The sequence below is a fragment of the Paraburkholderia sp. genome (assembly GCF_035948235.1).
In the GTDB taxonomy this organism is placed as follows: Bacteria; Pseudomonadota; Gammaproteobacteria; order Burkholderiales; family Burkholderiaceae; genus Paraburkholderia.
Genome location: NZ_DASZJJ010000290.1, coordinates 1 through 21,101, shown reverse-complemented (window position 1 = coordinate 21,101; position 21,101 = coordinate 1). Strand labels below are relative to the sequence as shown.

Annotated in this window: 22 protein-coding genes; 13 read left to right on the top strand and 9 right to left on the bottom strand. The window is 66.4% G+C overall.

Annotation, left to right across the window (positions count from 1 at the left end; translation table 11 throughout):
* Nucleotides 1-7 precede the first annotated feature (7 nt).
* A complete protein-coding gene (locus VG320_RS25390) occupies nucleotides 8-718 on the bottom strand; it encodes a hypothetical protein (protein ID WP_327202821.1) in 711 nt (236 codons plus the stop codon).
* A gap of 335 nt (nucleotides 719-1,053) precedes the next feature.
* On the opposite strand from VG320_RS25390, the gene VG320_RS25385 reads away from it, so the two are divergent.
* Nucleotides 1,054-1,767, top strand: coding sequence for a peptidase E (locus VG320_RS25385; protein ID WP_327202820.1), 714 nt, complete (start codon nucleotides 1,054-1,056; stop codon nucleotides 1,765-1,767).
* Between the two features lie 13 nt (nucleotides 1,768-1,780).
* On the opposite strand, the gene VG320_RS25380 is transcribed toward VG320_RS25385, so the two are convergent.
* Both VG320_RS25380 and VG320_RS25375 read right to left on the bottom strand, forming a co-directional pair.
* The gene (locus VG320_RS25380; RefSeq protein ID WP_327202819.1) at nucleotides 1,781-2,461 is read right to left on the bottom strand and encodes a glutamine cyclotransferase; all 681 of its coding nucleotides are present in this window, start codon (nucleotides 2,459-2,461) and stop codon (nucleotides 1,781-1,783) included.
* Nucleotides 2,458-3,717, bottom strand: coding sequence for a helix-turn-helix domain-containing protein (locus tag VG320_RS25375; protein ID WP_327202818.1), 1,260 nt, complete (start codon nucleotides 3,715-3,717; stop codon nucleotides 2,458-2,460). The genes VG320_RS25380 and VG320_RS25375 overlap by 4 nt, the downstream gene beginning before the upstream one ends.
* Before the next feature lie 123 nt (nucleotides 3,718-3,840).
* Between VG320_RS25375 and VG320_RS25370 the strand changes: the two genes are divergently transcribed.
* From VG320_RS25370 to VG320_RS25360, 3 genes are all read left to right on the top strand, one after another.
* Nucleotides 3,841-4,605, top strand: coding sequence for a DUF899 domain-containing protein (locus tag VG320_RS25370; protein ID WP_327202817.1), 765 nt, complete (start codon nucleotides 3,841-3,843; stop codon nucleotides 4,603-4,605).
* A gap of 7 nt (nucleotides 4,606-4,612) precedes the next feature.
* Nucleotides 4,613-5,383 (top strand): DUF2182 domain-containing protein, encoded by a 771-nt coding sequence (locus VG320_RS25365; RefSeq protein WP_327202816.1) that lies wholly within the window; start codon nucleotides 4,613-4,615, stop codon nucleotides 5,381-5,383.
* A 234-nt stretch (nucleotides 5,384-5,617) separates the two neighbouring features.
* Nucleotides 5,618-7,501, top strand: coding sequence for a phospholipase D-like domain-containing protein (locus VG320_RS25360; RefSeq protein WP_327202815.1), 1,884 nt, complete (start codon nucleotides 5,618-5,620; stop codon nucleotides 7,499-7,501).
* 54 nt (nucleotides 7,502-7,555) lie between these two features.
* On the opposite strand, the gene VG320_RS25355 is transcribed toward VG320_RS25360, so the two are convergent.
* Nucleotides 7,556-7,783 (bottom strand): hypothetical protein, encoded by a 228-nt coding sequence (locus VG320_RS25355; RefSeq protein ID WP_327202814.1) that lies wholly within the window; start codon nucleotides 7,781-7,783, stop codon nucleotides 7,556-7,558.
* A 315-nt stretch (nucleotides 7,784-8,098) separates the two neighbouring features.
* Between VG320_RS25355 and VG320_RS25350 the strand changes: the two genes are divergently transcribed.
* On the top strand, nucleotides 8,099-8,818 hold the full coding sequence (locus VG320_RS25350; RefSeq protein WP_327202813.1) for a YceH family protein: 720 nt from the start codon (nucleotides 8,099-8,101) through the stop codon (nucleotides 8,816-8,818).
* Between the two features lie 89 nt (nucleotides 8,819-8,907).
* Here the strand turns inward: VG320_RS25350 and VG320_RS25345 are convergent, their stop codons facing one another.
* The 3 genes from VG320_RS25345 to VG320_RS25335 form a co-directional block, all read right to left on the bottom strand.
* The gene (locus VG320_RS25345) at nucleotides 8,908-9,243 is read right to left on the bottom strand and encodes a hypothetical protein (protein ID WP_327202812.1); all 336 of its coding nucleotides are present in this window, start codon (nucleotides 9,241-9,243) and stop codon (nucleotides 8,908-8,910) included.
* 123 nt (nucleotides 9,244-9,366) lie between these two features.
* A complete protein-coding gene (locus VG320_RS25340) occupies nucleotides 9,367-10,155 on the bottom strand; it encodes an alpha/beta hydrolase (RefSeq protein ID WP_327202811.1) in 789 nt (262 codons plus the stop codon).
* A gap of 84 nt (nucleotides 10,156-10,239) precedes the next feature.
* Nucleotides 10,240-10,611, bottom strand: coding sequence for a DUF4148 domain-containing protein (locus VG320_RS25335; protein ID WP_327202810.1), 372 nt, complete (start codon nucleotides 10,609-10,611; stop codon nucleotides 10,240-10,242).
* A gap of 429 nt (nucleotides 10,612-11,040) precedes the next feature.
* On the opposite strand from VG320_RS25335, the gene VG320_RS25330 reads away from it, so the two are divergent.
* The 7 genes from VG320_RS25330 (at nucleotide 11,041) to VG320_RS25300 (ending at nucleotide 17,971) form a co-directional block, all read left to right on the top strand.
* Nucleotides 11,041-11,646, top strand: a complete 606-nt coding sequence (locus tag VG320_RS25330; RefSeq protein WP_327202809.1) for a sigma-70 family RNA polymerase sigma factor — start codon at nucleotides 11,041-11,043, stop codon at nucleotides 11,644-11,646.
* Nucleotides 11,643-12,374, top strand: coding sequence for an anti-sigma factor (locus VG320_RS25325; protein WP_327202808.1), 732 nt, complete (start codon nucleotides 11,643-11,645; stop codon nucleotides 12,372-12,374). Before VG320_RS25330 ends, VG320_RS25325 begins: the two co-directional genes overlap by 4 nt.
* Nucleotides 12,375-12,535: 161 nt before the next feature.
* Nucleotides 12,536-13,378 (top strand): DUF1295 domain-containing protein, encoded by an 843-nt coding sequence (locus tag VG320_RS25320; protein ID WP_327202807.1) that lies wholly within the window; start codon nucleotides 12,536-12,538, stop codon nucleotides 13,376-13,378.
* Nucleotides 13,375-14,493, top strand: a complete 1,119-nt coding sequence (locus VG320_RS25315) for an SAM-dependent methyltransferase (RefSeq protein ID WP_327202806.1) — start codon at nucleotides 13,375-13,377, stop codon at nucleotides 14,491-14,493. The genes VG320_RS25320 and VG320_RS25315 overlap by 4 nt, the downstream gene beginning before the upstream one ends.
* A 102-nt stretch (nucleotides 14,494-14,595) precedes the next feature.
* Complete coding sequence (locus VG320_RS25310) at nucleotides 14,596-15,936, top strand: NAD(P)/FAD-dependent oxidoreductase (RefSeq protein WP_327202805.1); 1,341 nt, start codon at nucleotides 14,596-14,598, stop codon at nucleotides 15,934-15,936.
* On the top strand, nucleotides 15,933-16,724 hold the full coding sequence (locus VG320_RS25305; RefSeq protein WP_327202804.1) for a DUF1365 domain-containing protein: 792 nt from the start codon (nucleotides 15,933-15,935) through the stop codon (nucleotides 16,722-16,724). Before VG320_RS25310 ends, VG320_RS25305 begins: the two co-directional genes overlap by 4 nt.
* Nucleotides 16,721-17,971 carry a cyclopropane-fatty-acyl-phospholipid synthase family protein gene (locus VG320_RS25300; protein WP_327202803.1) on the top strand — a complete coding sequence of 417 codons (1,251 nt, stop codon included), beginning with the start codon at nucleotides 16,721-16,723 and terminating at the stop codon, nucleotides 17,969-17,971. The genes VG320_RS25305 and VG320_RS25300 overlap by 4 nt, the downstream gene beginning before the upstream one ends.
* A gap of 12 nt (nucleotides 17,972-17,983) precedes the next feature.
* On the opposite strand, the gene VG320_RS25295 is transcribed toward VG320_RS25300, so the two are convergent.
* Nucleotides 17,984-18,925: a LysR family transcriptional regulator gene (locus VG320_RS25295; protein ID WP_327202802.1), complete on the bottom strand. Its 942-nt coding sequence runs from the start codon at nucleotides 18,923-18,925 to the stop codon at nucleotides 17,984-17,986.
* 204 nt (nucleotides 18,926-19,129) lie between these two features.
* Between VG320_RS25295 and VG320_RS25290 the strand changes: the two genes are divergently transcribed.
* A complete protein-coding gene (locus VG320_RS25290) occupies nucleotides 19,130-20,641 on the top strand; it encodes a CoA-acylating methylmalonate-semialdehyde dehydrogenase (protein ID WP_327202801.1) in 1,512 nt (503 codons plus the stop codon).
* 33 nt (nucleotides 20,642-20,674) lie between these two features.
* On the opposite strand, the gene VG320_RS25285 is transcribed toward VG320_RS25290, so the two are convergent.
* Nucleotides 20,675-21,101: FCD domain-containing protein (locus tag VG320_RS25285; RefSeq protein ID WP_327202800.1), on the bottom strand; the 427-nt coding region annotated here is incomplete at its 5' end.

Below are 21,101 nucleotides of genomic sequence, written 5' to 3'. Positions count from 1 at the left end.
GCCAGCTTCAAGCCGCGCTGGCAACACCTGGCAATGTATTGGCGAAGCGCTTGTACATCCAGGCGCTACCCGCGCCGAGCACCACGAGCATCGGCCCGTATGCGAGCATCTGGAGCAAGCCGAACACGGGGCCGTGGCGCCCCTCGCCGAGGGTGATCGCCACGACACCGCCGACCAGCGCGACAGGCACTGCAAACGCGCACAGTGTCAGCCAAAGTACAAAATGAAAGCTCGCGATACGCAAGGTATTGTGTCGCGAGTCGCGCCAGGCGGCAGGCAGATTGAGCGGCCGTCCCACTGCGATGTGGCAGGGCAACAGACTGAGCCGCAGGTTGAGCCAGACCGCCAGCATGACGAATGCACAGGCGCTGGTCATGGTTAAGGCGCGCGCGTGTGCGTGTATGCCGATGTTGGGCAGAAGTTTCGCAACGATCATCGAGGCGGCGACGACACCCGTGGCAGACACAAGCAGAATGCCGAGCGTGATGCCACAGTAGCGCCACAGATCGCGCCCTATGATTGTGGCGGTGTCGCCATCGCCCAGCAGCACAAAGCGCATCGCCTGCACCACGATCAGATTCATGACCCAGAACTTGAGCAACGGGACAACAATCAGCAAAAGCAGGATCGCCAGGGAACGCCGCCCGGGCGCGCGATGCAATTCTTCGAGCACGAACTGCAGCAGGAAAATCGCCATGGTGGCGGCGGTCACGAACATTGGCCGCTGCCTGGCCAGTTTCCATGCATCGCGCCATGCGCCCGCAAGGCACTCCTCGAACGTTATCGCTGTCATGGCTGACGCCCCCGTTTGCCGCACCACGTCGTGGCCTGCGTGGCGCAAACCGTTATATGTGTTTGTCGACCGCTGCGGAATATTGCCACGCGAAACGTTGCGTGTACGCTGACTTTGCCAGGGTTGTGTGATTTAGCTAACGCTTATGCATGGCGGCATGCCGCGCCATTGTTGGCGCGGGCGATTGGCGTGGGCAAGATCGAAGATGTCTTTCACGATGGGGCGGCGCGAACGCCCCGGCTGAAGCTACGGAGTCAATCATGCAGCGCATTCTCGCCATAGGTGGCGGCGGTTTCATGATGGAAGACGGCGCGTCGCCCGTCGATGCGCTCGTGCGCGATCTCACCGGCAAGGCGCATCCGAAGGTGTGCCTGCTCGCGACACCCAGCGGCGATCTGCCGGCCCATATCGGGAAATTTCATCAGGCATTCGGTGCGCTCGGCTGCGAAACCGCCCATCTCGCCTTCTTCCGCCAGCCCGACGCGCGCTCGATTCCGGTTGCCGACGCACGCGCCCATTTGCTGCGCCAGGACGCGATTTACGTGGGCGGCGGCAATACGAAGTCGGCGCTCGCGGTCTGGCGCGACTGGGGCCTGGATAGGGTACTGCGCGAGGCATGGGAAGCCGGCGTGCTGCTCGCGGGCATGAGCGCGGGCGCGATGTGCTGGTTCGAGGCGGGTCTGACCGACTCGTACTGGAGCGAAGGTCACCGGCCGCTCGACTGTCTGGGTTGGCTGCCGGGCGGCAGCGCGGTCCACTACGGCAGCGAGCCGAAGCGGCGCGCGACGCTGCATGCCGCGCTGCGCGCCCGGGCCGTTCCGCCTTCCCTCGCCATCGACGACCACGCTGCGGTGTTGTATGCGCAAACGTCGATCGAGCGCGTCTACGCGTGGCGCGACGGTGCTACGGCGTTTCGCGTCGGCATGGAAGAGGACGCGGTGGTGGAAAGCGCATTGGCGACGCAGCGGCTCTGAACTCGTGGGCCCATTACTCCAGCGGCTTTGGCGCTGGCGGCGCGTCGGTCTTGCCGTCTTCATGCCGCGGCCTGCGTACCGCACGAATCTTCCCGCTATTGCCGCCGCCGCAGAAAAAGCGTTCGCCGCCATCCGACTCCAGCCCGGATACGGCAGTGCCCTCAGGCATCTCCAGCCGCTCCAGCACCTTGCCCGTTTGCGGATCGATGCGGCGCAGGTCGCTTTCATCGCCTTCCCAAGTGCCGTGCCACAACTCGCCGTCCACCCATGTCACGCCGGTCACGAAACGGCTCGACTCGATGGTGCGCAAGATCGCGCCGGTCTGCGGGTCAATCTGATGAATCTTGCGCGCGCGGTATTCGCCCACCCAGAGCGTGCCCTCGGCCCACGCGAGGCCTGAATCGCCGCCGTTGCCCGGCGCCGGAATCGTGGCGAGCACGCGGCCGCTTTGCGGGTCGATCTTGTGGATCTGCGCCTCGGCGATCTGGAACAGGTGCTGGCCGTCGAAGGCCGTGCCCGCGTGCGCCGGCATGTCGATGGCGCGCTGCGTCTCGCCGCTTTGCGGGTCGAGCGAGGCGAGCCGGTCGCCCGCCGCAAACCACACGCGGCTGCCGTCCCAGGTGACGCCGCCCACCTGCTCGACGCCTTCGAAGGGTCCGTATTCGCGCAGGATGCTGGCCGTGGAATGCTTCATTGTGGGCTCCTTGCCGGTCGGTTCATGCGCTCATCCTGCTCGCCTGGCAGGGGCGCGGGGAGTAACAAGCTCGTCGCGAATCCGGGCAGCGGCGGCATGGTCCAGCGGCGCGCGCGGCCCACGCCCACCGGCTGCACCTTGCGCGCCGCCGCCAGCGCGTCGAGCGCGCGCTGCACGGTGCGCTGGCTTGTGCCCAAGGCAAGCGCGAGCGCCGAACTCGACCACGCCTCGCCATCCGCAAGCAGCGCCAGCACGGCCGCGTGCGGCTCTTCCACGACGTGCGCCAGCACGGCCACCTCACCCGCGGCGCGCGGCGCGAACGCGAAGCCCAGCGGCGTCGCGTGGATGCCGGCCAGTTCGCCCAGCAAAGCGCGCAGACGGCCGATTTCCACGCGCAGCCGCGCACGGTGCGTCTCGTCCATATGTCTGGTGCGGAAGGCACGTGCGATCAGCACGTCGCGCGGCGCGTCGGCGGGCCACGCTTCGGCGAGCGAGCGCGCCAGCACGAACAAAATCGGCCTGCGGGCGAGCGGCACCTCGATATCGCCCTTGCGCACGGCGTAGCGGCAGGCGTCGATCACCAGCGTGTTCGAGGCCAGCACGGCTTCCACTTCATCGAGCAGCAGCGGGCGTGACGCGCCGTTTGCGATAAGCCGCGCGGCGGGCGCGTCGAGCGACTGCGCGGCCCGCGCAACTTCCGCGGCCAGCGGGGCAATGCCCGCGATGCGCGCCGCGCGCGCGGCCTCGGCCAGCGCGAGGCGGGCCGCCTGTGGCCGGATGCGCCGCATGGCGATGCCCGCCGCAATCAGTTCATGCGATGCCCTGAGCGCGGGCGGCAACGGCGCGGGGTCGATATCGGCGAGCAACTGCCCGGCTTCGTTCAGACGCCCGATCAGCAACAGGCGGCGGATCACCAGATGACGCGCGTGCGCGGCGTTGAGGGCGTCGCCGTGCGCGTCGAGCGTTTGTCGCGCCGCATCGAGCGAAGCCGCCGGCCAGCTGAGATCGCGCGAAGCCAGCGCGATTTCTGCCTCGGCGACGATGCAGCGGGCGCGGGCCACGGCCTCGCGCGCGCCGAACGCGTGCGCGGCGCGGCGCAACAGCGCCTTCGCACGTTCGAGATCGCCAAGCTGCGCCATGGCGATGCCGCGCAAGGCGAGCGCGGGCGCGTCGTCGCGCAGGGCGACGCGGTTCAGCGCGCCCAGCGCGTCACCGGCGGCCAGTGCGCGCGCCGCAGCGGTGATCAACGAGTCCATGCGCAGCCCAATCCCGACACACTTGTCACTCCCCTCGCCTGGCAGTCCGGACCTAATCTAACACGGCAGTCACAGGCCACATCTCCACGGTTTCCCGCTATCCATCCCTTTCAGGAGCACACCATGACCACCCATGCAACCGGCACCCGCGAGCAATGGCTCGCCGCACGTCTCGACCTGCTCGCCGCCGAGAAAGACCTCACGCGCCGCAGCGACGCACTCGTCCAGCAGCGCCAGGCGCTGCCCTGGGTGCGCGTCGACAAGGACTACGCCTTCGATACCGAACAGGGCCGCGCCTCGCTCGCCGATCTGTTCGCGGGGCGCTCGCAACTGCTCGTTTATCACTTCATGTTCGGCCCCGACTACGCGGCAGGCTGCCCGTCCTGCTCCGCGCTGGCCGATGGCTTTAACGGCAATGTCGCCCATCTGGCCCACCACGACGTCACGCTGATGGCGGTGTCGCGCGCGCCGCTCGCGAAGCTGCTGGCCTATCGCGAACGCATGGGCTGGCGCTTCCCCTGGGCCTCGTCGCACGGTACCGATTTCAACTTCGACTTCAACGTCTCGTTCACCGCCGGGCAGCAGCGCGAAGGCGATGTCGAATACAACTACGCGCGCGGTGCGCACGCGATGGATGCCGATCCGCCGCCCGCGCCCGTCGCCGAATTCGCGGCAAGCTGCGGCACCGATGCCGCGACCTACACCCGCGACCGGCCAGGAATGAGCGCCTTCGTGCGCGAGGACGGTGCGATCTGGCACACGTATTCGACCTACGCGCGCGGTCTCGACGCGCTCTGGGGTATGTATCAATGGCTCGACCGCGCGCCGCGAGGCCGCAACGAGGCCGGCGTCTGGTGGAAACGCCACGACGAATACGCGCACCAGTGAGGGCGCCATGGATTCCGTCGCAAGAACGCGCGTGATTTTCGCTGTGATGGCCGCGTTGCTGTTCGCGGCCAGCGCGACGGCGACAGCGCTGCGTTTCACGTCGATGGCCGCGATGGGCGGCACGCCGATGCCAGGCGGCTGGACATTGTCGGCCGCATGGTTGCCGCTATGCGGGCAGACGTGGCTGCACACCGCCGCGTCGTTCGTGTCGATGTGGGCCACCATGACGCCCGCGATGATGCTGCCCGCGCTCGCGCCGATGCTCTGGCGCGAACGTCGCTCGCTGACGCTTCATTCTGGATGGCTAATTATTTTGAGTGCTGCGGGTTATTTTTCGGCGTGGCTGTTGGCGGGCGTGTTGCTCTTTCCGATCGGCGCCGCAGTGGCGTCGCTTGCCGTGCGCGTGCCGCTGATAGCGCGCGCGGCGCCCCTCGCGACGGGGTTGATAGTCGTTGTCGCGGGCGTGCTTCAATGCTCAGCGTGGAAGGCGAACCAGCTGCACGCCTGCCATTCGATTCGTCATTGTCAGATGACGTCGCCCGTGGACGCGCTCGCCGCATGGCGCTCGGGCGTACGCTTCGCCGTGCGATGCGCAAGCTGCTGCGGCAACTGGCTAGCCGTGCTGCTCGCGACCGGCGTGATGGATCGCGAAGCGACGCTCATCGTGAGCGTGGCAATCGCCGTCGAACGGATCGCAGCTTCGCGCGGGCGGCTTGTGCGTCTGGTTGGCGTGTCGAGCGTCGCTGCGGGCGTCATGCTGATTGCGCGCGCCCTATAAAAACCGCGAATCTTGTTCCAGCGCATTCCGCACGCGTACCTGTCATCGAAAAATCATATTAAAGCAGGACGCCTCGCCTAGAATTTACGCATTCAAGTGACGCCCGCCAGCCTTCACGCGCGGGCCGCCTCCTCCCGCTACTTCCCGTGAGTTCCTTGCAGCCGCCGCTCCGCGCGGCGCGCCAGGGATTTGCTTCGCCTCCCTTGCCCCCATCCTCCACCGGAGAGCGTGACCATGAGCGACATCGAATTGCAGGCTTATCGCGGCACCGACAGTGTGTTTCTGGCGTGGTGGCACGATACCGCGATTCCGGATTGCCTCGGCTATGCCGTTCTGCGCCGCGTGAACGGCCGCAACGCCACGCCGCTGAACGCTTACGTCGGGTTTTCGACTCAACATGCGGTGCAGTCCAACGCCGATGCAAAGCCCTCTACGGCCTGGCCGTTCCAGCGCTTCACATGGACCGATTTCGAAGCGCCTGTCCAGGGCAAAATCGAATATCGCGTGGTGGCGATGACGGGCAACACGGCGAATCCCACCGAAAGCAGCATCGAATCCGAATGGTTCGAACCCGCCACACCGCAGCCGGAAAAGTACCGGCCGTTCTTCAACGTGGGCATCGTGGGCGCGCGCTGGTTCGCGAAATGCGCCGAGGTCTATCCCGAGCAATTCGAAGCGCTGCGCGCCGCGCTTGTGCCCAAACATTCGAAGACGAACAGCGACGATACCAACGATCCCGATATCGCCACGCAAGCGCTGGAAACCGTGCTGCAACTGCCCCTGCCTGCCGATGCGATTCCCTCTGCCGCGCACACCCGACCGAAGCCAACCATCGGCAGCGAACTGGGCGGCGAACTCGCGAGGCAGATGCATGCGCTGCTCGACGAAGTCCAGCACAGCGCGGACATGCATCTCTATCTCGTGCTATTCGAACTGTCGGATAGCGACCTGATCGCGCGGCTCGCGAATCTGGGCCAACGCTGCCATCTGGTGCTCGCCAACGGCACGCACGAAAAAGGCAGCGACGAGAATGCCAGCGCCGCCGCCGCGCTGACCGGCAAGGTCGATCTCTCGCGCCGCATCCTCAAACCTTCGGGTGTGTACGCGCACAACAAGTTCGCCGTGTTCGTCACGGGTGGCGCGATCGATCAGAAAGGCAAGCCGCAGAAGGTCTGGACCGGCAGCACGAACTGGACGCCACACGGACTTTACACGCAGGTGAACAACGGGCTATTGGTCGATGACGCGAAAATCGCCGCCGCTTATCTCGCCGAATGGCAACGTCTGCGCGAGGCCGATTTCCGCACGCCGCCGCCCGCCTCCAATGGCCAGGTCAACACCTTCAAGCACGGCAAGCAGACAACGTCGGTGTTCTTCAGCCCGCATCTGCCGAAGTCGATCGGCGCGAATTCGCCCGATCTGGCCTACGCGCGCTCGCTGATCCAGAACGCGAAGTCGGGCATTCTCACGCTGATGCTCGATCCCGGCTGGCAGGGCAGTCTGCTGCAGGACATCCGCGAACAGGCCGAAGCCGACGCGGGCCTCTATATCCGCGGCGTGGTCAACACCGATCCGACCATCCACGCGCACGCGGGCGACACAACCGCCGTGGGCTTTCTGCATGGCGCCGAAGCGGTGCCGTCCAATTACGACATCGTGCTGCCCGCCACGCAGCACCAGAAAGGCGCGCCGATTCTCGATTATCTCGGGCGCGTGGGCATTGTCGTCGTGCATAGCAAGATCATCGTGATCGATCCGCTCGGCGATCATCCCGTTGTCATGACAGGTTCACATAACGCGGGCGTAAAAGCGGCCACGGTCAACGACGACAATCTCATCATCATCGAGAACGACCGCGATCTGGCCATCGCTTACGCGGTGAATGCGATCTCGGTGTTCAATCACTTCTGGTGGCGACACAATATGGCGCCGCCCGCGAAGCGCAAGAACGCCAAGGCCAGCGAGGCGACCATCGGCGGTCCCTCGCATCTGAGTTCGCCGCACGAATGGACGGGACTACGCCCGAACGACAGCTGGCAGAACAAGTTCTATGCAAACGATGCGAGCGCCGGCGAAGCGCGCTTCTGGGGCCTGGAAGTCAAGGAAAAGGTGGACTGAGAAAGCAAGGACCAGGACAGCGCGGCGCGTGCGCCGCGCGCCTTCAACGCAGACTCAGCAGGCGAGCGCAGTGGCCGCGCCGGCCGGCATGGTATGGAGCACGCGATCGCCGTCACGGCGAGCTTCGCTTTCGCCGGAAAACGTCGTATCGCTATAGGCGATGACCTTGAAGCCACCGCCCGCAGCGCGCGGAATGGTGATGCCCCAATGCCAGCCGCCTTCCTGTTCGAAGACGTGCAGCTTTAGGGCCAAATGCGATATTGGCGATTGGGATGCGCTCACGACACGCCCTCCTTTTCGAAAATGTTTCGAAGCGATTTCGAAACGCCTGGCGACTGAAGCAGTGTAGACATTCGTTTGTTGCAGTGCAATAAGCGTTAATCTCTATGCAGAAGTTTTCTAACTCGGGAAAATCCCGTATTTTGGGCATTTACAGGTAATCAAGGGGACGCTGTTAGTCGCTTTCAGGATATCTGGGTAAAAACTACTAATAAACTTCTGGAGAAACAAAGACGGCGATCGACAGGCCGGCCCCTGCGCAGCGGCGCGGCGAGCGGGTATGATCGAATCCCGTAAAAACCTCCGCCCGATCCGCTTATGAATACCCCTGCCGATGCTCCCTCGCCCCGCGCGCTGCGCGCGCTCACGCCGCTGGAGGCCCGCATCGTCGGCGTGCTGATCGAGAAACAGCACACGGTGCCGGACACCTATCCTCTGTCGCTCAATTCGCTGGCCTCCGGCTGCAACCAGAAAACCGCGCGCTCGCCGGTCATGAACGTGAGCGAAGCCGAAGTGCTGAGCGCAATCGAAGACCTCAAACATCTGAGCCTTGTGTTCGAAGGCAGCAGCAGCCGTGTGCCGCGTTTCGAGCACAACCTGAACCGCGTGCTGGGCGTGCCCGGCCAGGCTGTCGCCCTGCTCACCGTGCTGCTGTTGCGCGGCGCGCAGACGGCCGCCGAATTGCGCCTGAATTCGGCGCGCCTGCATGGTTTCGCGGATGTCTCGTCGGTCGAGGCGTTCCTCGCCGAACTGGCCGAGCGCGAGCCGCCGCTCGTCGTCAAACTGCCGCGCGCGCCGGGCGAGCGCGAAAGCCGCTGGATGCATCTGCTGTGCGGCGAAGTGAGCATACCGGCGGGGGCGTTCGATGCCGAGTACGCGGGCGCATCGGCTGGCTCCGGTGTGTCGGGCGCCGATTACGAGTCGCTGCGCGCCGAACAGCAGCGTCTGGCCGACGAAGTGGCGCGCCTGCAAGCGCTGGTGCATCGCATGGCGGCCGAACTGGGCATGTCGATCGAAAAGCTCGAAGACGAGGAGTGAGACGAATCGCTTCGTCCAGCTAATTAATAAAAGAAACGCGGTCGAACGGAGCATGCCGTTCGACCGCGTTTTTTCTTTCCGCTGCAACGTCACTGCCCAATCTGGCGGCTGACGTGGTTCTCCTGCTGATTGAGCGCACGGTCTTCGGCACGGGTGATATGGCCGTTATTCTGGCTGGCCATCAGGCGCTCTTCGCCGCGAATCTGGCGGTCGTCGCGATGCAGACGCGCGGCTTCGCCGTGGGACATCTCGCCTTCGCGCACTTCCTGATGAATGCGGCGATCCTGGTTGGAAAGACGGTGATTGACTTCGACGCGGCGCGGGTGCGTGGCATCCCAGTGCGTACGCGGCGTGGCCGAGGCGGTGCCCGCGAAGGCGAGCGTGAGCGTGGCGAGAGCAGCAAGATAAACGGGCAAGCGGCGCATGATGGATCTCCCTGAGGTCTGCGGCGACGGCACGATGCCGTCTATCCGCTCAACGCATCGGTCAAAGACGCTGTTGACCCTGGGATTGTGAGTTCTGCAACCGGATGTATCCGCAGACGTATTTCACTGCACCTTGCGCGCCGCCGCGATGATCGCATCGGCCACGGCTTGCGGCTGGCTCACGAGCGCAACGTGACTGCCATTCACCTTTGTCACCTGCGCGCCGATATGCGCGGCCATCTGCGCCTGCAACTGCGGATCGATCATGCGGTCGTGCTGGGGAATCACGAAGTACGATGCCTTGTCGTGCCACGCGGCCCTGGTCACTTTCTCGTCGATACAACCTGCGAACCACGGTGCCTGGGTCGCCGCAATCAAACGGCGCTGCGCCACCGGCAGATCCTGCGCGAAATCGTCGAGCACGCCTTGGGTCGATAGCGTGAGATAGCCCACCGAATCCTTCTGCAACTGGTCGGCCCACACGGGCGGCGGCAGCCCCTTGGTGATATCGCTGATCGACTGGCCGTTGTCGGGCGCGAAAGCGGCCACGTAGACCAGCGCCTTGACCTTGTCGTCGTTGCCCGCTTCGCTCACCACTACGCCCGCCCACGAATGGCCCACCAGCACCACGGGGCCCTGCTGCGCGTCGATCACGCGCTTCGTCGCGGCCACGTCGCCCGCCAGCGAATCGAGCGGATTCTGCACCGCGACCACATGCAGGCCGCGCGCCTGCAACAGCGGGATCACCTTGTCCCAGCTCGAGCCGTCGGCAAAGGCGCCGTGTACGAGCACGACGTTCTTGCCCTGCAGATCCGCTGAAGGCGCGCTCTGCGCCGCGTGCGCGGCGGGCAGCGCGAACAGGGAACCGAGCATCATCGCGCTCGCAAGGGTCTGGCGAAGAAAACGGATCATCGAATCACTCCAGGCAAAGGGTTGGTTGTGGTGTTGTGGTTCGGGCCGTCGCGAGGCATCGCTCGCGACGGCAGGCGCCCTGCATTACGAATGCGCGTAGATGGGTTCGAGACCGACCACATCCTGCGGATCGGCGGCACGGCCGCTGTGCGAAACGCGGGAAACGTGCTGCATCGGCGATGCGGCGGCGGGCGCGCCCGCTTCCGAGGCGTTGGCGCTGCCGCCGTAAGCGGCATTGCCACCCTGCTGGTTCGCTGCGATGCGCGAGAGCGCGGCTTGCAGGTTCGTCGGGTACTGGTTGTTGTCGCTGGCGGCGTTGTAGCCGGCTTGTTGCAACTGGACGAGTTCGGCGCGTACTTCGGCGCGGGTGATCGTGTGGTCCTGGGCGAACGAGACGGCGGGCACGGCGGCAGCAACAACAACGGCGGCGGCAACGAGGGAGCGGACGAGGTTCATGATTTTCTCCAGTATCTGGCAACAAGCCATAAGGTCGGTTTGGGTACGGCGCGCTGCGTTGCGGTTTCGGGTTTGGGCTGCATCGCTGCGTTGGATGTATTTGACGCCCCGCACGTATCCCGCTTGTTTCTGCCACCCCGGCTTATTGCAAGCGAGTTTTTCAGATCGCCCCGTAGATACATTGCGGTACAAAACTCGCCGCCGCCCTGCGTCCGGCCGCGCAATCCGGCCGTATATCGGTCAATTTCGCCCCTCTTGCGCCGCTCGCGCCGGGACATCACGCCACCGACCATGAACCTCCTGCCCCAGCCTTTGCATTCGCGACCGTGTCAGCCAGCGCGTCGGCCAGCGGCGACGATGTTATATTTCGTCGAATCCTTCCGTCCCCCACGTCTCTTAAGCGCGGGCTTCGCACGCCCCCTCAGGCGCATGACCGACACGGCTGGCAACTCCGAGAGCATCAACCCAGGCGCGCCCGATCCGGCGCGCGACGCCGCGCGGCGTGCGCACCTGAACCAGTTGCTCACGCGCGTGGGCCAGGGCGACCAGAGCGCCTTCGCGGAGCTTTACCGCCTTGCCTCCTCGCGCGTCTTTGCCGCGATCGTGCGCATGGTCCACGACCGCGCCGAGGCAGAAGATCTGCTGCAGGACGTCTTCACCACCGCCTGGCGTCGCGCCGACCTGTACGATGCGGCGCGCGGCGGCGCGATGACCTGGCTCGTCACGCTGGCGCGCAACCGCACGATCGACCGCCTGCGTCAGCACCACGAAACGCCGCTGGACGAGGACAGTGAACTCGAACTCGCCGACGATCACCCCACGCCCGCCGCCCTCGCCGAGGCGAGCGAGGAGCGCCGCCGGCTCGAGCGCTGCCTCGAACAGCTGGCGCCGCAGCAGCATCGCGCGGTGCGCGAGGCCTTCTTCAGCGGCGCGACCTATAGCGAGCTGGCCACGCAGTTGAGCGTGCCGCTGGGCACGCTCAAAAGCTGGATCCGGCGCAGCCTGATGCAACTCAAAACCTGTCTAGAGCGATGAGCACGCCCGCCGACCACGACCCCGAACTGCGCTGCGCCGAATACGCGCTGGGCGTGCTCGATCGCGCCGAGCGCGCCGCGCTGGAACAGGCCACCCGCACCGACGCCGATCTGGCCGCCACGCTCGCGCGCTGGGAACAGCGCTTTGCGCCGCTGGCCGAGGACCTCGCACCCATCGCCGCGCCTGCGCGCGTATGGACGCGCATCGAGCGCGATCTGGGCTTCCTGGGCGCACGCCGGCCCGGCGCGCCGTCGGGCTGGTGGAACGATCTGCGGCTATGGCGCTTCGTCGGCATCGGCGCGAGCATGGCGGCGCTGGCGCTGGCCGCCGTCAACCTCGTGTGGATGCGCACAGCGCCCGAAGCCACCGTGGTGGCGAGCGCCAGCCCGTACATGGTCGCCACGATCGCCCGCCCGGATGGGGTCGCGCACTGGACCGCAACCTTCGATCAGCGCCGTCAGGACATCGTGGTCGTGCCGGCCGTGAAGCCCACCATCGAGGCGGGCCGCGCCACTGAACTCTGGCTGATCCCGCCCGGCGAAAAGCCGGTGCCGCTGGGCGTATTCCCCGCCGATGCGCCCGCCACGCTGGCGCTCGCGCCCGAGGTCGCCGCACGCGTGAGTGCGCGCGCCGTGCTGGCCGTGTCGATCGAGCCGCCGGGCGGCTCACCGACTGGGCAGCCGACCGGGCCGGTGGTCGCAACCGGGCCGATGAAAGGCGCTGTCTGATCGGCACGGGGCTTTGCACGGGGCTTACAGCATAAGTTAGCGCCCACTTCGACAACGATCACAAACGGCTCCACGCCCATTTGCGCGCGCTCTGCGCATCCGCTGCATCCGTTCGCGCCCCTCGCCCGTATCTCCGGCATCGACCTCCTGACGGAGCCCGCATGCCTTTCGCCGCCGCGTTCGCCCTCGCCTTCGCCGCACTCGTGCTCGCTTTCTGCATCGCGTGGCTCGTGCAGTTACGCACGCGCAATGCGGGCATGATCGATCCGCTCTGGGCAGCGACGCTTGGCGGCGTGGCCGTGTTCGCGGCGGCGGTGGGCCCAGGCGCTGGCCTCAATCGCGCGGCGGTGGCGCTTGGCGGCAGCGCCTGGGGCGCGCGCCTGGCGCTGCATCTCTGGCGGCGCAATCACGGCCAGCCGGAAGACCCGCGCTACGCCGCCCTGCGCGCCGCATGGGGCAGCGCCGCCGCGCCACGCATGCTGGGCTTCTATCTGGTCCAGGCGCTCGCCTCCATGATCCTGTCGATTGCCTTCTTCGTGCCCGCCTGGAGCGCCGCCACGCCCGCGATTCCGCTCATCGTTGCGGCGCTGGCCACGGGCTTTGCCGCCGTGCTCGGCGAGTCCGCGGCGGACCGTCAGCTACGCCGCCATGTCGCCGATCCCGCCAATCGCGGCCGCGTCTGCCAAAGCGGCTGGTGGCGCTACTCGCGGCATCCGAACTATTTCTTCGAATCGCTGCACTGGTGCGCCTATACGCTCTGGTCGATCGGCCTGCCGTGGGGCTGGGCCACGCTCGTGCCGCCCTGCGCGATGGCCTGGCTGCTGCTCAAGGTGTCGGGCGTGCCGATGCTCGAAGCGCGCCTCGTACAAAGCCGCGCGGGCTACCGCGAGTACATGCGCACGACCAGCGCGTTTATCCCGTGGCCGCCGCGCGCAAGCCACGCCGTCGATCATCACGAACCTCGCCACGACCATCACAACAGCGAGAGGAGACCTCACCCATGACCACCACCGCGACCCGGCCAGAGAGCCGAACGCCTGGAACCCCTGGAACGCCCACGGTAGCTGACGGGGAAAGCTGGCCGATCCGTTGCTGCGAGCGCGGCTGGCTGCCCGACTGGTTGATCCGCGCGGGGATGCGCACACTGATCCGCCAGCGTTTGCGCGACGAGCACGCGGGCGACGGCGAACTCAGCGCCGCCGCCTTCGAAGCGCTCGTCGCCGCCTTGCGCGGCAGCCCCATCGCCCTGCACACCCAGGACGCCAACGCACAGCACTACGAAGTGCCCGCCGCGTTCTTCGAGGCGCATCTGGGCGCGCGTCTGAAGTACTCGTGCGGCTACTACCCGCGCGGCGACGAAACGCTCGATCAGGCCCAGGACGCCATGCTCGCGCTCTACGCGTTGCGCGCAGGCGTCGAAGACGGCCAGCGCATCCTGGATCTGGGCTGCGGCTGGGGCGCGCTTTCGTTGTGGCTGGCGCAGCGTTATCCGCGCGCACAGATCGTCGGCCTGTCGAACTCCCATGGCCAGCGCGCCTTTATCCTGCAACGCGCCGCCGAGCGCGGGCTGGGCAATCTCAGCATCGTCACCGGCGATGTCACGAGCTTTGACTTTGCGCCGGATATGGCGCGCTTCGACCGCGTGATCTCGATCGAAATGTTCGAGCACATGAAGCACTACGGTCTGCTGCTCGCGAAGATCGCAAGTTGGCTCGCCGACGACGGCCAGTTGTTCGTGCATCACTTTGCGCACCGGCTGCTCGCCTACGCCTTCGTCTCGCGCGACGGCAGCGACTGGATGACGCGCCACTTCTTCACGGGCGGCACGATGCCCTCGGCGAATCTGCTGCTGCGCTTCCAGGACGATCTCAGCGTTACACGCCAATGGTGCCTCGACGGCCATCATTACGAGCGCACGGCGAACCACTGGCTCGAGGCACTCGACCGCACGCGTAACGACGTATTGCCGCTGCTCGCACAAAACGGCGGCGAAAGCGGCAACGCTCGCCTGGCGTTGCAACGCTGGCGCATGTTCTACATGGCCGTGGCGGAATTGTTCGGCTATGCGCGCGGCCAGGAGTGGGGCGTGGCGCATGTGCTGATGCGCAGGCGGACATAAGCGGCGCGACGGCGCCTGCATCCGTTTCGCCGCGCGCCGCGTATTTGCCTGCATTGGGGAAACAATCAAAACGACAAGGCAAAAATCAGGGAGCCCACCACCATGCACACCACGCCAGAAGCACCCGCCGCCTTGCCGCCCGGCCAGCGCGTGGCGGTGGTCGGCGCGGGGATTGCCGGACTGGCGAGCGCGTGGCTGCTTGCACGGCGCCACCGCGTCACGCTGTTCGAAGCCGCCGACTATCCGGGCGGCCACGCGCACACCGTGGACGTCGAGCTGGAAGGCCAGCGCCATCCCGTCGATACCGGCTTCCTGGTGTTCAACGACCGCACTTACCCAAACCTCATCGCGCTGTTCGACGAACTGGGCGTTGCCACGCATCGCAGCGATATGTCGTTTTCGGTGTCGGTGGATCGGGGCGCGCTCGAATGGGCGGGCACGAGTCTGAACACCGTGTTCGCCCAGCGCCGCAACCTGATTTCGCCAAGCTTTATCGGCATGCTGCGCGACATCCTGCGATTTAACGCCGCCGCCGCGCACAACTACGAGACCGCGCGCCGCGAGCGCCTGTCGGTGGGCGAACTGTTGCTGGCGGGCGGCTACGGCGCGCCATTCCAGCGTCACTATCTATTGCCGATGGCCGCCGCCATCTGGTCGAGCGCCGCCGACGACGTCCTGCGCTTTCCCGCCGCCACCTTCCTGCGCTTTTGTATCAATCACGCGCTGTTGCAGGTGAACCAGCGCCCGCCGTGGCGCACCGTGGTGGGCGGCTCGCGTGAGTATGTGGCGCGCCTCGTGGCCGGGCTCGATGATGTGCGCCTTTCGACGCCGGTGCGGGCGATCCGGCGTCACGACGACGCAAAGCACGACGTAAAGCACGACGCGGGCGTCACGATCGTCACCGACGAGGCCGGCCCGGAACGCTTCGACGCCGTCGTGCTCGCGAGCCACGCACCCACAAGCCTCGCCCTGCTCGCCGATGCCGATGCTCACGAACGCGAAGTGCTCGGCGCGCTGCGCTACCAGCGCAACGTCGCGCTGCTGCATACCGATACCGCCCTGCTGCCGCGCCGCCGCCGCGTCTGGTCGGCGTGGAACTATCTGAGCCGGGGCGCGCTGGCGCATGGCGGCGACCAGCCCGTCTGCGTGAGCTACCTGATCAACCAGTTGCAGCCGCTGCCGTTTCGCACGCCCGTCGTCGTCACGCTCAACGCTGTGGATGCGCCAGCGCCAGACACGGTGCTCGGGCGCTATGTGTACGAGCATCCGCTGCTCGATCTTGCCGCCATCGACGCGCAGCAGCGCCTGCCCGCGCTGCAGGGCCGCCGCCAGACCTGGTTCGCGGGCGCGTGGACGGGCTACGGTTTTCACGAGGACGGCCTGAAATCCGCGCTGCGCGTCGCGCGCGACTTCGGCGTCATGCCCGCGTGGGCGACGTTATGAGCGCGCTCGATACCGCTCACGCGGGCCTGCTGCTCACGGGCCGCGTGGTCCACGAGCGGCTGCGGCCCGTGCACCATGCGTTTGCGTATCCGCTGTTCCAGCTGTGCTGCGATCTGGAGCGCCTGGATACGCTGGCCTCCTGGTGGTTCGGCGTCGATCGCTGGCGGGTGTTCGCGCTCGCCACGCGCGACTACGGCCCGCGCGACGGCAGCGCGCTCGCGCCGTGGATGCGCGCGCGGCTGGCCGAAGCCGGCATTCCCGCCGATGGCCCGATCTGGCTGCAAACCGTGCCGCGTCTGTTCGGCCATGCCTTCAATCCGGTCAGCTTCTGGTACTGCCACGACCGCGCGGGTCATCTGCGCGCGCTTTACGCCGACGTGCGCAATACCTTCGGCGCCCATCACGGCTATCTGCTGAGCGCGCCGGGGCACGGCGTCATCGGCGCGGATACGGCGCTGGTCTGCCGCAAGGTGCTGCATGTCTCGCCGTTCTGCCGCGTCGAAGGCGACTACGCGTTCCGTGTGATCCAGCGCGCCGACACGCTAGCGGTTCGCATCGACTATCAGGATGACGAAGGTTTGTTGCTGCGCACTGCGCTCGCCATGCGGGCCGCGCCGCTCACCGCGCCGCGCGCGTGGGCGGCACTTGCGCGCATGCCCGGCAACGCCGTCAACGTGCTGTTGCGCATTCACTGGCAGGCGCTGCGCCTCTGGCTCAAGCGCGTGCCCTTCCTCGGCAAGACGCCCGGCGCAAGCGCGCCGCATCCCGGACACGAGGCCCGCCCATGACACTGTTGCGTTTGTTGCGCCTGCCCGGCCTTTCCATTCGATATTCGCGCCGGCCGATTCCGCTGACGTCGCGGCTCTCCGCGCGCCTGTTTCTCGCGCTGCTGCGCCGTATCCGCCACGGCCATCTCTCGCTCACGACGCCCGATGGCCGCCAGCATGTCTTTGGCGATCTGCGCGACGGTTCGGGCGCAACGCTGCATCTGCACGACTGGCGCGCCTGCGGCGCGATCCTGCATGCGGGCGATATCGGCTTTGCGCAGGCGCTGCGCGAACAATGGCTCGATTCGCCCGATCTGGTCGCGTTGCTGCGTCTGGCGATCCGCAACGAAGCCGCCGTGGCCACGACCTTGCACGGCGGCACGCTCGCGCGCCTGTGGTTCGGACTGCGCCACCGGCTGCGCCCCAACACGCGCGAAGGCAGCCGCCAGAACATTCACGCGCACTATGACCTCGGCAACGCCTTCTACGCGCTCTGGCTCGACCGCACCTGGACGTATTCGAGCGCCTGCTTCGACGGCGACACGCAGCGCCCGCTCGCCGACGCGCAGGCCGCGAAGTATCAGCGCGTGATCGACACGCTCGGGCTGCGGGCCGGCATGGAAGTACTGGAAATTGGCTGCGGCTGGGGCGGCTTCGCGCTGCATGCGGCACGCCAGGGCATTCGCGTGCGCGCGCTGACGATTTCGCTGGAGCAATACGCGCTGGCCGTCGAACGGGTGATGGCGGCTGCGCTTGGCGCGCGCGTGAAAGTCGAGCTACTCGATTACCGCGACGCCATTGGCCAGTACGACGCGATCGTCTCGATCGAAATGTTCGAAGCCGTGGGCGAGGCGTTCTGGCCGGGCTACTTCGCCACGCTCGAACGTTGTCTGAAGCCCGGCGCGCGCGCACTGATCCAGTCGATCACTATCGGCGATGCGCAGTTCGAACACTATCGCGCGTCGAGCGACTTTATCCGCGAAACGATTTTTCCCGGCGGCATGCTGCCGAGTCCCGGACAGTTCGCAGCAGCGGCGCAACGTGCAGGACTCGACGCGCGCGCAACCTTCGCGTTTGGGCACGACTATGCGCAGACGCTGCGCCTCTGGAGCGCGGCCTTCGAGGCGCGCATCGACGCCGTGCGTGCGCTGGGTTTCGACGAAGCGTTCATTCGCATCTGGCGGCTGTATTTCGCCTATTGCGAAGCCGCGTTCGACGAAGGCCGCACGGACGTGATGCATATCGTGGTCGAACGCCCGCGCGAATGACGGCATACGCCGTTATTCCAGCGGAAACCCCTGCCTGAAAGTCTGCCGCAGGAACTCCGCGAAACTCGACACAGCGCGCGGCACATGCGCGCCATACGGGCGCACGACGTGCAGTTGCGAGGCGAACGCGCCCACTGGCCGCCAGTTGGGCAGCACCTGCACAAGCTTGCCCGCCTGCAAGGCCGCCTGCGCGCTGAAGTCCGGCAGTAGCGCGATGCCCAGATGTTCGAGCGCGGCGTCGCGCAGCGCCTCGCTGTTATTGGCCGAGAATGGCCCGTTCACCGTTACGTTCACGCGCGTGTTCTCCGCGCGCCGTGCGGTCTTTTCGAACGACCACGCGCCCGAGCCCATCGCGCGCGGATAGAACAGACAATCGTGCTGGGCGAGATCGGCGGGTATTTCCGGCGTGCCGCGCTGCTTCAGATACGCGCGCGTGGCGACGATCACCGAGCGCGTATCGCACAGCTTCCAGGCCACATGCGTTTCCGGCACCTGCGCGCTATGACGGATCGCCAGGTCGAAACCCTCGCTGGCGATGGAGGTGAGGCGATCCGACATTTCCAGTTGCACGCGCACTTCCGGATGCGCACGCGCAAATTGCGCCAGATGCGGCACCAATTGCTGGCGCGAGAAAGCCACAGGCGCCGTCACGCGCACCGTGCCGCGCGCGACATCGGCCATTTCGCGCACGCCCGCGAAGCTCGCCGCGATGCGCTCGAACTCGCCCCGCGTCTGCTCGACCAGACGCTGCCCGGCCTCCGTAAAGCGCACGCTGCGCGTCGTGCGCTGCACCAGCGCCACACCCGCCACGCGCTCCAGTTCCGCGATGCGCTGGCTCATCGCCGCCTTGCTCACGCCCAGGCGCGTGGCCGCCGCCGTGTAGCTGCCCTGCGTGGCAAGCACGTTGAGCCAGTGCAGATGGGTCCAGAGCGATTCGGCTTTTTGCGTATCCATCGCGTTTCCCGTTCCTTTCCAGCTTGACCAGACGCGCCGATGATAGCACCCCAATCCGCTATCTTTCAGGGTTTCCACGGGTGATTGTTCACTATAGAAAACAATCAATTCAGCCGCCGTGTCTTTGCAGGGGCGCCCGGCCTTCGTACACTGACCGTCATCGATTGATTCCACCCGGTTCAACCCATTTGGCGAGGAGATGACATGCAGGCCTTTACCGATTCCGCAGACGTAGTCCACTTTATCGGCGGCAAGACCGAGCGCGGCACGGGCGACCGTACCCAGGCGATCTTCAATCCCGCCACTGGCGCAGCAGCACGCCGCCTCGTGCTGGGCGAAGTCGCGGACGTGGATGCCGCCGTAGCGAGCGCGAAAGCCGCGTTCCCGGCCTGGCGCGACACGCCGCCGATCCGCCGCGCGCGCGTCATGCTGCGTTTCCTCGAACTGATGAACCGCCACAAGGACGAACTGGCCGCGATCATCACCGCCGAGCACGGCAAAGTCTTCGCCGATGCACAAGGCGAAGTCGCACGCGGCATCGACGTAATCGAATTTGCCTGCGGCATTCCGCAACTGCTCAAGGGCGACTACACGGAACAGGTCTCGACCGGCATGGACAACTGGACCGTGCGCCAGCCGCTGGGCGTCGTGGCCGGCATCACGCCGTTCAACTTCCCCTGCATGGTGCCGTGCTGGATGTTCCCGGTGGCGCTGGCCGCGGGCTGCACCTTCATCCTCAAGCCGAGCGAGCGCGATCCGTCGGCGTCGCTCTTCATGGCGCGACTGCTAAAGGAAGCGGGCCTGCCCGACGGCGTGTTCAACGTCGTGCAAGGCGACAAGATCGTGGTCGACGCGCTGCTCGCGCACCGCGACGTCAAGGCGGTGAGCTTCGTCGGCTCCACGCCGATCGCCAACTACATCTACGAAACCGGCGCGAAGCACGGCAAGCGCGTGCAGGCGCTGGGCGGCGCGAAGAATCACATGGTCGTGATGCCGGACGCCGATATCGACCAGACCGTCGACGCGCTGATTGGCGCGGGCTATGGTTCGGCGGGCGAGCGCTGCATGGCGATTTCGGTGGCCGTGCTGGTAGGCGATGTCGCCGACAAGATCGTGCCGCGTCTGGCCGAGCGCGCGAAGACGCTGATCGTCAAGAACGGCATGGAAGCCGACGCCGAAATGGGCCCGATCGTCACGCGCCAGGCGCTGGAGCGCATTGAAGGCTATATCGCCAGCGGCGTCGAGGAAGGCGCGACGCTGGTGGTCGATGGTCGCGGCCTCAAGGTGCCGGGTCACGAGGAAGGCTTCTTCACGGGAGGCACGCTGTTCGACAACGTCACGCCGGAAATGCGCATCTACAAGGAAGAGATCTTCGGCCCGGTGCTGGCCTGCGTGCGCGTGGACGACTTCGCGCAAGCCGTGCAACTGATCAACGATCACGAGTTCGGCAACGGCGTGGCCTGCTTCACGCGTGACGGCAACGTGGCGCGCGAGTTCGGCCGCCAGATCGAAGTGGGCATGGTAGGCATCAACGTGCCGATCCCGGTGCCGATGGCATGGCACGGCTTTGGCGGCTGGAAGCGCAGCCTGTTCGGCGACATGCACGCCTACGGCGAAGAAGGCGTGCGCTTCTACACCAAGCAGAAGTCGATCATGCAACGCTGGCCGGAAAGCACCGAAAAGGGTGCGGAATTCACCATGCCGGTGGCGAAGTAAAACTTCGAAACCGCTGCCCGCTGCGAGAAAACCTCAGGCGGGCAGCAGCGCAGCAGCAATCTCGGCGACGCGCAGCACATGCGCCGTCGCCGCTTCTCTTGCGCGCTCGCCATCGCGCGCACGGATCGCTGCGACGATCTCGTTCATCTCCGCCACGGCCTGACGGCCGCGATCGTCCGAAGCAATCGTCAGCGCGCGCAGACGCGTGATGCGCGCATTCAGACTCTGCACGATTTCCCACGCCACCAGCTTCGCCCCGCTTGCGAACATCTGCTCGTAAAAGTGCCCGGTGAGTTCGCGCACCGCTGCGTGGTCATGATCCGCGAAGGCGCGCTCGATACGGGTCACGCACGTGGCCAGCCGCTCCACCGTCGCGCAATCGCCGCGCAGCGCGCAGGCCATCGCCGCGTCGCCTTCCACCAGCGCGCGAATCTCGTAGATCTGCGCCGCCGTGCTGGCG